Raw genomic sequence first — 13410 nt, 5'->3', positions numbered from 1 at the left:
TTATGAAAAAATCCTACGCAATAGTCAGTGCTTATCTAGACATGGTTGTGCCGTTTTATGATGTTGATCCTATGCGCATTGTTTGGCACGGAAACTATGTAAAATATATTGAGGATGCACGCTGTGTATTACTCGATAAAATAGGTTACAACTACATTGCGATGGAAGAGTCAGGCTATATGTGGCCGATTGTTGATATGCGGTTAAAGTATGTTGCATCGGCTAAGTTTGGCTCACATATTCGTATCCATGCCGATTTGATGGAATTTGAAACGCGGATCAAAATAGATTACCGCATAGAATGTTTAGATACGAATAAGATACTCAATAAAGCGTATACAATCCAAGTTGCAATTGATATAGAAACCCAAGAGCTGCAATTTGAATCCCCTGCAGCCCTGACTGATAAAGTGCTTACTTATGTTGGGTAAACTTACGCAATGCCTCTTGTTATGTGCTTTGTTACTGAGCGGACACACACTTGCTAACGACTTTAGTAACTTTGAAGTAAAGCAGGGCAAGGGGCAATTTAGTCAAGCGAAGCATTTTACATTTTTGAAGCGAGCAATTAAATCACAAGGTGAATTTGTTATTTATGAACAACATGTTTATTGGCACACAATAGACCCTGTGAGCAGTGAGATGTTATTATTGCCCAGTGGTATTTATCGGCGTTTAAACACTGAGAAAGCATATCAAACAGTTACTAAAGACAAACAGCTCAATCGTTTGCTTGCAAAATTACTCAGTGGTGAAATTGACGAACATGATTGGAAAATAACAGCGATTGAACAGTGCTATAAGTTAATACCTAAGCTTGATGATGTGGCTCTTTTATTTGCAGTGGTAGAGTTATGTTCGGCGGATGAGAATCATCGACGTATTGTGATCACTGATCAGCAGAAAAATGAAACTCACATTAGCATGCAGATCACAAGCAAGGAGCTTACCGAAGGTGACATGAATGCCGTCAAACTCACCCATTAAATCGATAAGTTCTCGTACAAAGTTAGTACTTTGGCTAATACAGTTACTGCTTCTTATCGCGGGCTTAATCTATTTATGCTTGTTTAAGTCATTTTCTGTTGTTGCAGATATTAATCAGATTTTTACCGTTGAGCAAAGTGACGATATTCGCGTGGTCAGTGAGCGAATTGAACAACAGCATTTACGTCAGCACGTGTTACTCGTTGCTCATGAGAAGCGTGATAACGCAATTGAATATGCAGAGCAAGCAGCTGCATCACTTCGTACAATTAATGGCATTACTGTCAATCTTAGATTTGGATCATTACCCCAGCTCGACTCGATAGTAAAAGACTACATCCCTTATCAACATGCGTTTGTAAGTAATGCTTATAAAAATGTGCTCAGCATTGGCAGTGCCGATGATGTCTTCACGTATCAATTTAGTTTACTAAATGAAATGGGATCCCCTTGGGTTGCCTCGACCCTTGAAATTGATCCAAGTTTGAGTTTAGCTGATTTTTTTAATCAACAAAATTTGCCCACGACGGGACTTAAAAATGATCAGGGCTATTTGATTGCCCAACAGATGAACCAAGCTGGCGCTTCTATTTATTATGTACTAGTTAATTTTGTGAGTGCGGGGACGGGCTTAGATCTAAATATTGCAAATGACATAGCGACAAAAATTGCAGAACTAAAGCAGCAAAACAAAGAGCATACAACTGGTGTTCACTATCTTGCGACGGGTGCTGCTTTTTTTACTGCTAATGCCAGTAACAGTGCTCAAACTGAGATGAAGGTGTTTGGCGGCATTTCCATTATTGCAACCTTGCTATTGATTTTAGCAATCTATCGTAGCGCATTGAGTGTTTTGTGTACGCTATTTGTGATTTCAGTCAGTATGTTATACGGCTATAGTGCATTGCGCTTATTTTTCACTGAAGTGAATATATTGACGTTAGTGTTTGCGGTCACTTTAATTGGTATTGCTGCGGATTACAGTTTTCATGCTTTAAGTGAATTACGCTTTAGCAAATTAAATCGCAGCAACCCATTATTAAGTATTCGCAGCTCGTTATTACTTGGTTTTATTACCACGACCGCAGGTTACTTAATTTTAGTTTTTACCCCATTGAGCTTATTTCAACAAATTGCCGTGTTTACTATGGCCGGTTTATTGGGAGCATTACTTACGGTATTACTTGTCTATCCGAGTTTGGCCGGTTTTATAGTAAAAAAACCAACCGCTATCCCAGGCTTTATTACACGGTTAAATCGTTGGCAGAAGATTCTGGTAAAAAAACGTGTAAATGGGCGTTGGCAAATCGCTTTATTAGTCCTGCTACTTGGGGGAATAAGTCTGGTCGAAAACGTGGACGATCCGCGTACGTTTTATCAAAGCTCAGCTGATTTAATATCACAGCAACAGCAAATCACAACAATATTAAATGCGCAGTGGGATAGCCCCTATATTTTAATTGCAGGTGATACACCTGAACAAACACTGCAACGCTCTGAGCAATTGATAGAGCCACTTACTCAGTTACAACAACAAGGAGTGTTGAGTGCTTACGCTAGTATTAGCCAGTGGCTACCTTCGATTGCTACGCAAATACAATCACAGCAATTAGTAAAAAATGCACAGCAGTCAGGCTTATTCGAGCAGCTCAATACGGTGCTTGGGCTAGTCGTTGGTAGTACACCGAGTGATTATAAACAATTGGATTTTACGACATGGCAAAAAAGCCAAGTTGCAGCTTTATTTAATGACCAATGGTTACAAATTAATGGTCGATTTTACAGTATTATTAAGCTCAAAGGCATTAATGACTCTAAAGAAATTGACCGTATATTAAATAACTACAGCGAGGTTGTTTTTGTTGATAAAGTATCAGCCGTAGGTAAGAAAATAGGGCAGTTTAGGCATCATTTAATTCTTATTTACGCATTAGCTCTGATTGCTGCAATGTTGGTTTTTTGGCTACGCTATGGCGTTATTAATGCTATTACAGCGGTAAGCCGACCAGTAATAGCAATGATAATTGCGTTAGCTATGAGTGCTTTGTTTTTTGGTAGTTTAAGTGTGTTTAATTATGTAGCAGGGATACTGATCCTCGCCTTAGGCTTAGATTATTGTGTATTTTATGCGGAGCATGGTCATTGTGAAAAAATCACTTTGACCACGCTAATATCAGCACTGAGTTCACTGCTGGTCTTTGCAATTTTAATCGTTAGTTCAACGCCAGCTGTTAGTCAGTTTGGTTTTACAGTATTTATAGGCGTGGTGGTAGTGTTTACTATTTCTCCGCGTCTTGCTCTTGTTTCGAAAAGGAATATTTAATGACATCGACAGATTTTGATGTAACTATCATAGGTGCTGGCCCATCGGGGACAGTTGCCGCATGTTTATTAATGCAACATGGTTTGAGTGTGTGTTTAATTGAACGAGATGAATTTCCTCGTTTCTCTATTGGTGAAAGCTTATTACCTCAATCGATGGATTATTTACGCCAAGCTAATATGCTTGACGCGTTACTTGATAATGCAGATAAACTTGGCTTTCAATTTAAAAATGGGGCTGCCTTTTATCGCAGTGGTCACCACACTAACTTTAATTTTGAAGAAAAATTTAGTGAAGGCCCAGGCACGACTTATCAAGTTAAGCGAGCTGAATTTGATCATTTGCTCGCAGAAGAAGCAATAAAGCAAGGCGCAACCATTCGTTTTGGGCAAAATGTAACGAACTTTACTGCAGATGATAGTGGGACTTGTCTTGATGTTGTTGATTTAAAAACACAACAGCAGAGCAAAATAACCGCTCGCTTCACTTTAGATGGCAGTGGTTTTGGCCGTGTGCTTCCTCGTTTACTTGATCTAGAAGAGCCAAGCGAACTGTCACCACGAAAAGCAATCTTTACTCATTTTAAAGATAATATTGATTGCCCTAAGTTTGACCGCAATAAAATATTGATCACCGTCCATCCTGAGATCCCTGATATATGGTATTGGTTGATCCCATTTGGTGATAGTACTGTCAGTGTGGGTGTTGTAGGTGAAACAGCGCAAATAGAAAAACCAGATCAAAGCCTTGAGCAAACTTTACTTAACTTCATTCATGAAGACGATAACTTATCAACATTGTTAGCCGATGCTGAAATTATTGCTCAAGTGCGCACTATTGGTGGCTATTCCGCTAACGTAAAGCATTTACATGGTGATAAGTTTGCATTGCTAGGAAATGCTGGCGAGTTTTTGGACCCGGTCTTTTCATCTGGTGTAACAATTGCACTTCGATCTGCGGTACAAGCAAGTGAATTAGTCGTAAAGCAATTACAAGGCGAAGACGTTGATTGGCAAAATGAATATGAAGTGCCGCTGCGTGAAGGGATCACGGTATTTAAATATTTTGTAAATTCGTGGTATGACACCAGTTTACAGTCTGTGATTTTTTTCGCGGATGGGCAACCTGATGTCAAAGCCATGATTTGCTCAATTTTAGCCGGTTATGCATGGGATAAAACAAACCCATTCGTTAAAAATACTGCACGGGGTTTACGTATTTTAGAACAAATATGTGAGCCAGATAACGCAGCACAAGACACTGCTGTCGTTTAAATGCGAGTGTTAAAAATACAGGTTAATAATCATTTGAAAATAGTACTTATAACCTCAGTAATATGGTTATTAAGTGCGTGTCAAATGGCGTATACACCAGTGCAAAATACGGCGATGTTTGAGCTAATGCCAGTCCCTACGGAACTTAATAATGGCGGGTGGTTAGAGAAATTTGAGTTCTCAGGCGTAGTTGAACAGTCGATGTTGGTATCTACAGAGTTTGTTAAACCAATGATCAGTGTTGCTGCTTTAAGTTTTGAGGGAGTGCCGCTTACACAGTTACAGTTTGATACGCATACTCAGCAATTAACAACGAGCAATACTTTAGAAATTGATCTTGATGGCAAAAAAATTATTTACGATATGCAAAGTGCATTTTGGCCATTAACTTCACTTGAACAATCGATAAATGAGCACTGTAGAGTCGTTGAGCTCACTGTTGATGGTCAAGTAACGCGCCGGTTCTATCGCAATGAAATCTTGGTTCGTGAAATAACGTATACTGGTGCTCTGACTCAGTTAATTGAGTTTGAGCAAAAGTACCGCTTAAAAATAGAAAGATTAGAAGAATATTAATATGCAGCAACCGCTATTTATCAGTCATTACGCCATGATCAATGCCTTAGGGCGAGATAATCAAAGTATCAAGCGTAACTTATTAGCTGGCAATCAGTCAGGAATTGTTAGTAATGATACTTTGTTAAACGAAGGCCCTATTTTTGTTGGGGCCGTGCAAGGTGAGTTACCAACATTGAATGATAGGGCGATCGAGTTTCAAACCCGTAATAACCAATTAGCAGCACTTGCCATCGCGCAACTCGCAGATCCAATTGCAGAGCTTAAACAGCAATATGGCGCCCAGCGTATTGCCGTTATTGTAGGTACGAGTACTTCAGGGATTGCTCAAGGTGAGCAGGCAATGAAAGCTCGTCACGCGCAGGGAGAATTTCCAAGCGAATATCATTATCAGCAGCAGGAAATGGATAACCTGGCACAGTTCATTTGTAGTGAACTGGGATTGCAAGGTATCGCGTTAACCCTTTCAACGGCGTGCTCTTCAAGTGCAAAGGCCTTTGCGACAGCTCAAGAAATGATTGCATCAGGCCTCGCGGATGCCGCTATTGTTGGTGGTGTTGACAGCTTATGCGGTATGACCGTCAACGGTTTTTCTGCTTTAGCATCAACTTCTGCGGGTGTATCTAATCCATCGAGCCGTAACCGCGATGGTATTAATTTAGGTGAAGCTGCGGCGTTGTGCATCGTACAAAAGCAAGGGCGAGTAAAATTATTAGGTGTAGGTGAGTCAAGTGATGCGCATCATATGTCAGCGCCGCACCCACAAGGGGAGGGCGCGGCGGCGGCGATGACCGCTGCACTTAATGCTGCATCTTATCAAGCGGGTGATGTTGATTATGTCAACTTACACGGTACAGCAACACCAAAAAATGATGAAATGGAAGCCATTGCTGTAGCGACAGTGTTTGGTAAAGATACGCCATGCAGTTCTTCAAAAGGAATGATTGGTCATACATTAGGCGCAGCAGGTGCAACTGAAGTTGGGCTATGTTGGCTATTAATAGGTGGTTCTGATTATGCACCTCATATATGGGATGGCCAACAAGATGAGAGTTTACCCGCAATCAACCTTGTTGCAGTAGGAACTCAACACCCAACTAAAATAACCACGTGCTTGTCAAACTCTTTTGCGTTTGGCGGCAATAACGTTAGTGTATTAATCGGATTATAGTTATGACCGTTCACCAAATTGAAGATGTATTACCGCACACCGCACCGATGATTTTAATTGATAGCTTAGATAGCTACGACGAAGAGAGTGGTCGTTGCTCGGTAACGATTACCCCAAACAGTAATTTTTATAATCCACAATCACAAACAGTGCCAAGTCATGTTGGTATTGAATATATGGCGCAATCGATTGCCGCATATGCTAATGCCAATCAAATAGATAGTGGTGCGACAGTCGCGATAGGCTTTTTAGTGAGTAGTCGCAAATATAAAATACATTGTAATGGTTTTAAACTAGGCAGTAAGCTTACAATTGATGTCACAAAACTTTATAGCGAACCCAATGGTTTAAGCGCGTTTGAATGTGTGATTCGAGAAGGCAATAGCATTTTAGTTGATGCCAAAATAAATGTTTTTCAACCTGAAAATCCAGAACAATTTTTAGCGGAGCAACTGTAATGTCACGACGTGTATTAGTCACAGGTTCAAGTAAAGGTATTGGTAAAGCGGTGGCTTTGCAACTGGCCAAAGATGGCTTTGATATTAGCTTACATTGTCGTTCAGGCATAGAGGCAGCGGAGCAAGTAAAAATTGAGATCAGCGCATTAGGTGTTAATGTTGATATTCTGCAATTCGATGTAGCCGATAGAGCGACTGCAAAAGCGGTACTTGATGATTATGTTGAGCAACATGGTGCTTTTTATGGTGTAGTCTGTAATGCAGGCATTACTGCGGATACGGCCTTTCCAGCAATGACTGATGATGAATGGGACAGTGTTATCCACACTAACCTAGATGGTTTTTATAATGTGCTTCATCCACTGGTTATGCCAATGGTCCGCACCCGTAAAGGTGGCCGTATTGTTGCTATGTCATCAGTCTCTGGTGTTGCAGGCAATCGTGGGCAAGTCAATTATAGTGCATCAAAAGCGGGCGTGATTGGTGCATCAAAAGCGTTGGCAGTTGAATTAGCAAAACGTAAAATTACCGTAAATTGTGTCGCGCCTGGTTTAATTGATACGGGTATGACTGATGACCTTCCAATTGCAGAAATGACTAAAATGATCCCAGCGAACCGCATGGGAAGCGCTGATGAAGTTGCAGCAGCTGTTGCATTTTTAATGTCTGATGGAGCAAGTTATATTACTCGTCAGGTACTTCAAGTTAATGGTGGAATGGCGTAATGAAACGTGTAGTAGTAACAGGTATGGCGTCAATCACTGCGCTTGGTGATAACTGGGATGAGTTTAAGGCTGCTTTAGTAAAAGGCGAAAATGCCGTTAAGCAGATGAAAAGCTGGGAATACATAGATGGTTTGAATACTAATCTCGCTGCCCCAGTTGAAAATTTTAGTCGCCCTGCACATTATTCACGTAAAAAAGTACGTTCGATGGGACGAGTATCGTTGATGTCGACCGTTGCGACAGAACGTGCACTTGAACAAGCTAAATTATTAGAACACCCCTCGCTTACTGATGGCTCAACCGGTGTATCGTATGGTTCGTCAATCGGCTCAACTGAACCGCTGGTGTCATTTGGTCGGATGATGGAAACTGGCTCTATGAATGGTGTAACGGCAACCAGTTATATTCAAATGATGGCGCATACGGCTCCTGTAAATGTAGGGGTGTTTTTTGGCCTTAAAGGACGTGTTATTACTACTAGTTCAGCGTGTACCTCTGGCTCACAAGGCATCGGTTATGCCTATGAAGCAATCAAGTTTGGTCGCCAAAAGTTAATGGTTGCTGGTGGTGCTGAGGAACTATGTGTTACTGAAGCTGCTGTATTTGATACACTTTATGCTACCAGCACGCAAAATGACACACCAAAAATGACACCACGTCCGTTTGATAAAAGCCGTGATGGGTTAGTTATAGGTGAAGGCGCGTCTACGCTTATTTTAGAAGAATATGAACATGCAAAAGCACGTGGTGCGACAATTTTAGCTGAAATAGTTGGCTTTGGTTGTAACTCTGACGGTCAGCATGTCACTCAGCCGACTGCATCTACAATGCAAGTAGCGATTGAAATGGCGTTACAGGATGCTGATTTATCTGCGGATGAAATTGGTTATGTAAGTGCCCATGGAACATCAACTGATCGAGGTGACATTGCAGAATCCCATGCAACTTTTAATGCTTTAGGTACAAAACCAATTAGCTCGCTTAAAAGTTACTTGGGGCATACTTTAGGTGCATGCGGCGCGATTGAAGCGTGGGCAAGTATTAATATGATGAGCGATAATTGGTTTGCCCCAACGATCAATTTAACAGAGATTGATAGTGAATGTGCCCCGCTTGATTACATCACTGAGCAAGGTCGTGAGATACACACTGATTATGTAATGAGTAATAACTTTGCATTTGGTGGGATTAATACATCACTTATTTTTAAGCGTTTTAGAGGTGAATAAAATGCGCTGGCTACTATTATTGTTTACTCTATTTAGTGGTGCTGTTTTATCCGCTTCTAAGCTGGAAATTGGTGGTGGCGTTTTTGCGGCTGATATTCCCCATTATTTAGGCTCAGATCAAAGTGAGCAATATATATTGCCAGTGCCCTATATCCGTTATCAAAGTGATGAGTTAGATTTAGATCGTAATAACCTAACAGGGTATTTATGGCAACATGATAAATTGCATTTAGATATTTCAGCAGGGGTTAGTTTAGCGGTTGATAGTAAAGATAACCAGGCACGAGAAGGGATGGAAGACCTTGATTGGGTCTTTGAACTCGGTCCTTCATTAAATTACTACTTACTAGGGTCACCTAAAGCCGAAGAACAGTTATATGTTGGTTTATTTACTCGTAAAGCAATGGCGACGGATTTTAGTTCACTGACAAATGCAGGGTGGCGGTATGGGCCGAGTGTTTATTTTGAAACCCTTTTGTTAACGGGTGATAATTATGAAATAACCACCACTATCCGAGCGAATGTAAACTTTGCTGATAGTCGTTATTTAAATTATTTCTATGGTATATCAGCGTTAAATAGCCGTATAAATCGCAGTGAATTTACCGTTGGTTCAGGATATTCAGGTACAGATTTATCTTTAGGGGTAAATTTTGATACTAAAAAATATTGGCTGGGTGGATTTGTGAAATATCACCACTTAGCAGATAGTAAACAGCAACGTAGTCCTTTAATTAAACAAGATAGTAATGTCTCAGTTGGTTTTGGTGTTGCATGGAAATTTTATACTCAACAAGGAAAATAAAGATGAAAATAGTTTATAGCGCTCTGTTATTGGCGACTACTTTAATAACAACAGCTGTTGAAGCGCGTGACGATATAACTAAATACCCAATTCAACAACTGCTAGAAAGCAGTAAAGCAAAGGATGCTTTATTAGATATTCCATTGTATTTTGCAGATCAAAGCTACAGTAAAGAAAGCAGTAAATACGGTGAAGTGATCAGTAATAAAAAAACCAATGCATTTGGTAAATCTGATACTGAAGCATGCGAATGGGTGATGCTTAGTGCGCTAAAAGCACTACAGCAACGTGCTGTTAAAGAGGGGATGAATGCGGTTGTTAATATTCAGTCGTATTATAAAAAACGTAAATTCATTAGTAGCACTGAATATGAATGCGGCGCGGGCACAATTATGGCCGGTGTGGCATTAAAAGGCACTTTAGTTAAGTTATAACTAACTGCTTACTTCAAATTGCTGTATAATTTGCGACCCTTGATAATGTGGCCGCAGGTTATACAGCATGAATTTTAAATCTTTTAGTTTTGCCCCTGAACTTCTTCAGGCGTTAGATGAACTTAACTATCACACCCTTACGCCCATTCAACGTAATGCTATTCCAGCAGTGCGTAAAGGCAAAGATGTTTTAGCCAGTGCCCAAACAGGCACAGGTAAAACAGCTGCATTTGCTCTACCTATTATTCAAAAGTTATCTGAAGTTGAGCATACGCCAACAAATGCACCGCGTGCATTAGTATTAGCACCTACTCGTGAACTTGCAGAGCAAATAGCCAATAATTTTAAAGATTTTGCTAAGTATACTGCTCTTAAAACCGTTTGCCTTTTCGGCGGTGTTAACATAGCAGGTCAAGCGAATGGTCTAAAAGAGGGGGTAGATGTCGTTGTTGCTACTCCGGGTCGTTTACTTGATCATATTCGCCTTGGTAACTTGAGCCTTGCTCAGGTTAAGCATTTAGTTCTTGATGAAGCTGACCGTATGCTTGATATGGGCTTTATTGGTGATATGCAAACCGTGATCAATGCCTGTGCTGATGAGCGCCAAATATTATTATTTTCGGCTACATTCCCAGCGGCAATTAAGCAGTTTGCAAGTAAAGTGTTAAAGCAAGCGGAAATTGTGCGCGTTGATCAAACAAACAGCACTGCAGCAACTGTACATCACGTTGTTTACCCAGTAGAAGAGCGCCGTAAGCAAGAATTACTATCTGAACTTGTTGGAAAAAAGAACTGGCAGCAAGTGCTTGTGTTTGTAAATATGAAAGACACAGCTGACGAGTTAGTCAAAGAACTTAATCTTGATGGTATTCCTGCGGCCGTATGTCATGGTGATAAGACGCAAGGTAATCGTCGTCGCGCATTAAGTGATTTTAAAGCGGGTAAAGTTCGCGTGCTCGTAGCAACTGAAGTGGCCGCGCGAGGTATCGACATCGATGGTTTACCGCGTGTGATCAATATTGATTTACCATGGCTTGCAGAAGATTACGTACATCGTATTGGCCGTACTGGCCGTGCTGGTAATCAAGGTGAGGCAATTTCGTTTGTAAGCCGTGAAGAAGAAAATACTTTATTCGAAATTGAAACCCTAATAGGTCAAAAAATTGAGCGTGAATACTTACCAGGTTATAAAGTAAGTAACCGTGAAGTACTGATTGATAAAATTGGTAAAAAACCGTCTCATTTACGTCGTTCGCGCAGTAATAAAGTCTCTGGTCAAGCAACGGGTGAAGCTCGTGCAAAAAACCGTTCGCGTATTTCAGGTGTACGTAAAAGCCTTAAAGGCGAAAAGCTTGCTTTGAAAAAGTAATATTAAAAGTACACAAAGTGATAAAGCCTGAGTTTACTCAGGCTTTTTTGTTACTCTTATACCAATCGACTTAAATATTTAACCATCCTAGCGAGCTAAATAAAGCGCTAACTGCGTTATAATTTTTTCATGTACGACTGGATGCAGGAGGTAGAGCAATGCAGAAGCAATTGCCGAGAACAACACCATGTCAAAATTTATGCCTTGTTATCACTCCACTTACCAGTCGCTATAATTGGTCAGTAACTTAACACGATTGGTATTACTTAAAATATGGGCATAAAAAAGCCCCAACTTGTGGAGCTTACATCAAATTAAGTCAAAAACTTGGTTATGTGTTTTTCTCAATCATTGATAATGCTAAAGCTTCGGCTGCTTTTATCCCATCAATACCTGCGGAAAGAATACCACCTGCGTAGCCCGCACCCTCACCGGCAGGATATAAGCCTAGGGTATTAATGCTTTGCATACTCTTATCGCGTTTGATGCAAATAGGTGATGAAGTGCGTGTTTCAACACCCGTCAATAATCCATCATTAGTTGAAAAACCACGAATTTGCTTGTTAAATGCAGGGATTGCTTCACGGATGGCGTCAATTGCAAAACGTGGTAGCACTTTTGCCAAATCAGTTAGCTTAATGCCTGGAGTATACGAAGGTTTAACATCACCTAATGTACTTGAGTCTTTCCCTTTTAAGAAGTCACCAATTAATTGTGCAGGTGCGTCATAATTACTGCCACCTAACTCGTATGCTTGTTCTTCGAGTTTGCGCTGCAAATCAATGCCAGCTAGTGGATGCCCTGGAAAATCTTCATCGGGGGAAATGCCCACAACGATAGCGCTGTTTGCATTGCGTTCACTGCGTGAATATTGGCTCATGCCGTTGGTAACAACGCGACCTTCCTCTGATGTTGCAGCAACCACAGTTCCACCCGGGCACATACAAAAGCTGTAAACAGTCCGGCCATTGTCGCAATGATGTACAAGTTTATAATCAGCTGAACCAAGAATTGGATTGCCCGCATTCGTACCAAAACGGCATTCATCAATCATTGATTGCTTATGCTCAATTCTAAAGCCAACAGAAAATGGTTTTGCTTCAACGTAAATACCTTTGTCATGCACCATTTGAAAAGTATCACGGGCACTGTGACCGACAGCAAGCACAACATGACGAGTATTGAGTTGCTCGCCTGATGAAAGTTTAAGACCGGTAACTTGACCGTCTTCTAGTAAAATATCATCGACACGTGTGCTAAAACGAATTTCACCGCCAAGCGCTTCAATGCTTGCACGCATTTTTTCAATCATGGTAACGAGTTTAAAGGTACCGATATGAGGTTTGCTTACGTACAAAATTTCCTCTGGTGCACCTGCGGTTACAAATTCAGTAATTACTTTTCGACCATAATGCTTTGGATCTTTTACTTGGCTATATAGTTTGCCGTCAGAGAATGTACCTGCGCCGCCTTCACCAAATTGTACATTTGACTCCGTATTTAAAGTACGTTTACGCCAAAAACCAAATGTATCTTTTGTGCGTTCGCGTACTTCTTTACCGCGTTCTAATATAATAGGTTTGAAGCCCATTTGTGCCAATATCAAGCCTGCAAATAAACCACAAGGCCCAAAACCAATAACAACAGGACGCTCTTGGATTGTGGAAGGTGCCTTACCTACAAACTTATAGCTGGTATCAGGTGCGACTTTAACGTGTTGATCTTTTGAAAACTTGTCGAGTAGTTGCTCTTCATTATCAACGACAATATCAAGTGTATAAATGAGTAAGATTGCGGTTTTCTTACGTGCGTCGTAACCACGTTTAAAGACGTTAAAACTGTGAAGTTGATCTGCATTAATGGCAAGCTTGGTAATAATGGCTTGTTCAATTGCGTCTTCGCTATGCTCAAGAGGCAGTTTTATTTCTGTTAAACGTATCATATTTAATCTCTATTAGGTGTCTTAGCAGTCACTTTGGCGAACCGCTCACAATGGCGCGTATTTTACGTTAATTTAAGCTGCGATGGCAGTGATTATTTATTGTATTTTTTCAAGCGT

General features: G+C 40.6%; 13 protein-coding genes. 12 read left to right on the top strand and 1 reads right to left on the bottom strand.

Annotated features, from left to right (window positions below):
- Positions 1 to 2 precede the first annotated feature (2 nt).
- The 12 genes from ACJJVX_RS00815 (at position 3) to ACJJVX_RS00760 (ending at position 11351) form a co-directional block, all read left to right on the top strand.
- Positions 3 to 431, top strand: coding sequence for a thioesterase family protein (locus tag ACJJVX_RS00815; protein WP_054454704.1), 429 nt, complete (start codon positions 3 to 5; stop codon positions 429 to 431).
- On the top strand, positions 421 to 987 hold the full coding sequence (locus ACJJVX_RS00810; protein WP_064435603.1) for a hypothetical protein: 567 nt from the start codon (positions 421 to 423) through the stop codon (positions 985 to 987). Before ACJJVX_RS00815 ends, ACJJVX_RS00810 begins: the two co-directional genes overlap by 11 nt.
- Positions 965 to 3310 (top strand): MMPL family transporter, encoded by a 2346-nt coding sequence (locus ACJJVX_RS00805; RefSeq protein ID WP_405629579.1) that lies wholly within the window; start codon positions 965 to 967, stop codon positions 3308 to 3310. The genes ACJJVX_RS00810 and ACJJVX_RS00805 overlap by 23 nt, the downstream gene beginning before the upstream one ends.
- Positions 3310 to 4584, top strand: a complete 1275-nt coding sequence (locus ACJJVX_RS00800) for an NAD(P)/FAD-dependent oxidoreductase (protein WP_064435602.1) — start codon at positions 3310 to 3312, stop codon at positions 4582 to 4584. Before ACJJVX_RS00805 ends, ACJJVX_RS00800 begins: the two co-directional genes overlap by 1 nt.
- Before the next feature lie 84 nt (positions 4585 to 4668).
- Complete coding sequence (locus ACJJVX_RS00795; RefSeq protein ID WP_054203826.1) at positions 4669 to 5160, top strand: DUF3261 domain-containing protein; 492 nt, start codon at positions 4669 to 4671, stop codon at positions 5158 to 5160.
- A gap of 1 nt (position 5161) precedes the next feature.
- The gene (locus tag ACJJVX_RS00790; protein WP_064435601.1) at positions 5162 to 6331 is read left to right on the top strand and encodes a beta-ketoacyl-ACP synthase; all 1170 of its coding nucleotides are present in this window, start codon (positions 5162 to 5164) and stop codon (positions 6329 to 6331) included.
- 2 nt (positions 6332 to 6333) lie between these two features.
- Positions 6334 to 6789, top strand: coding sequence for a hotdog family protein (locus ACJJVX_RS00785; RefSeq protein WP_064435600.1), 456 nt, complete (start codon positions 6334 to 6336; stop codon positions 6787 to 6789).
- On the top strand, positions 6789 to 7514 hold the full coding sequence (gene fabG / locus ACJJVX_RS00780; RefSeq protein ID WP_064435599.1) for a 3-oxoacyl-ACP reductase FabG: 726 nt from the start codon (positions 6789 to 6791) through the stop codon (positions 7512 to 7514). Before ACJJVX_RS00785 ends, fabG begins: the two co-directional genes overlap by 1 nt.
- Complete coding sequence (locus ACJJVX_RS00775) at positions 7514 to 8743, top strand: beta-ketoacyl-ACP synthase (protein ID WP_064435598.1); 1230 nt, start codon at positions 7514 to 7516, stop codon at positions 8741 to 8743. Before fabG ends, ACJJVX_RS00775 begins: the two co-directional genes overlap by 1 nt.
- 1 nt (position 8744) lies before the next feature.
- A complete protein-coding gene (locus ACJJVX_RS00770; RefSeq protein ID WP_212760594.1) occupies positions 8745 to 9548 on the top strand; it encodes a MipA/OmpV family protein in 804 nt (267 codons plus the stop codon).
- A gap of 2 nt (positions 9549 to 9550) precedes the next feature.
- On the top strand, positions 9551 to 9982 hold the full coding sequence (locus ACJJVX_RS00765; protein ID WP_054454694.1) for a hypothetical protein: 432 nt from the start codon (positions 9551 to 9553) through the stop codon (positions 9980 to 9982).
- A gap of 67 nt (positions 9983 to 10049) precedes the next feature.
- Positions 10050 to 11351, top strand: a complete 1302-nt coding sequence (locus ACJJVX_RS00760) for a DEAD/DEAH box helicase (RefSeq protein ID WP_054454692.1) — start codon at positions 10050 to 10052, stop codon at positions 11349 to 11351.
- A gap of 331 nt (positions 11352 to 11682) precedes the next feature.
- On the opposite strand, the gene ACJJVX_RS00755 is transcribed toward ACJJVX_RS00760, so the two are convergent.
- Positions 11683 to 13293 (bottom strand): NAD(P)/FAD-dependent oxidoreductase, encoded by a 1611-nt coding sequence (locus ACJJVX_RS00755; protein WP_405629574.1) that lies wholly within the window; start codon positions 13291 to 13293, stop codon positions 11683 to 11685.
- Positions 13294 to 13410 lie beyond the last annotated feature (117 nt).

The organism is Pseudoalteromonas sp. Ld20 (genome assembly GCF_045064175.1).
GTDB classification, from domain to species: Bacteria; Pseudomonadota; Gammaproteobacteria; order Enterobacterales; family Alteromonadaceae; genus Pseudoalteromonas; species Pseudoalteromonas neustonica.
This window is presented reverse-complemented; position numbering and strand designations above follow the sequence as displayed.

What these genes read in the sequence shown, in the direction of transcription:
- ACJJVX_RS00815 (WP_054454704.1), top strand. Translation starts at nt 3, where the DNA reads ATGAAAAAATCCTACGCAATAGTCAGTGCTTATCTAGACATGGTTGTG.
- ACJJVX_RS00810 (WP_064435603.1), top strand. Translation starts at nt 421, where the DNA reads ATGTTGGGTAAACTTACGCAATGCCTCTTGTTATGTGCTTTGTTACTG.
- ACJJVX_RS00805 (WP_405629579.1), top strand. Translation starts at nt 965, where the DNA reads ATGCCGTCAAACTCACCCATTAAATCGATAAGTTCTCGTACAAAGTTA.
- ACJJVX_RS00800 (WP_064435602.1), top strand. Translation starts at nt 3,310, where the DNA reads ATGACATCGACAGATTTTGATGTAACTATCATAGGTGCTGGCCCATCG.
- ACJJVX_RS00795 (WP_054203826.1), top strand. Translation starts at nt 4,669, where the DNA reads ATGGCGTATACACCAGTGCAAAATACGGCGATGTTTGAGCTAATGCCA.
- ACJJVX_RS00790 (WP_064435601.1), top strand. Translation starts at nt 5,162, where the DNA reads ATGCAGCAACCGCTATTTATCAGTCATTACGCCATGATCAATGCCTTA.
- ACJJVX_RS00785 (WP_064435600.1), top strand. Translation starts at nt 6,334, where the DNA reads ATGACCGTTCACCAAATTGAAGATGTATTACCGCACACCGCACCGATG.
- fabG (WP_064435599.1), top strand. Translation starts at nt 6,789, where the DNA reads ATGTCACGACGTGTATTAGTCACAGGTTCAAGTAAAGGTATTGGTAAA.
- ACJJVX_RS00775 (WP_064435598.1), top strand. Translation starts at nt 7,514, where the DNA reads ATGAAACGTGTAGTAGTAACAGGTATGGCGTCAATCACTGCGCTTGGT.
- ACJJVX_RS00770 (WP_212760594.1), top strand. Translation starts at nt 8,745, where the DNA reads ATGCGCTGGCTACTATTATTGTTTACTCTATTTAGTGGTGCTGTTTTA.
- ACJJVX_RS00765 (WP_054454694.1), top strand. Translation starts at nt 9,551, where the DNA reads ATGAAAATAGTTTATAGCGCTCTGTTATTGGCGACTACTTTAATAACA.
- ACJJVX_RS00760 (WP_054454692.1), top strand. Translation starts at nt 10,050, where the DNA reads ATGAATTTTAAATCTTTTAGTTTTGCCCCTGAACTTCTTCAGGCGTTA.
- ACJJVX_RS00755 (WP_405629574.1), bottom strand. Translation starts at nt 13,293, where the DNA reads ATGATACGTTTAACAGAAATAAAACTGCCTCTTGAGCATAGCGAAGAC.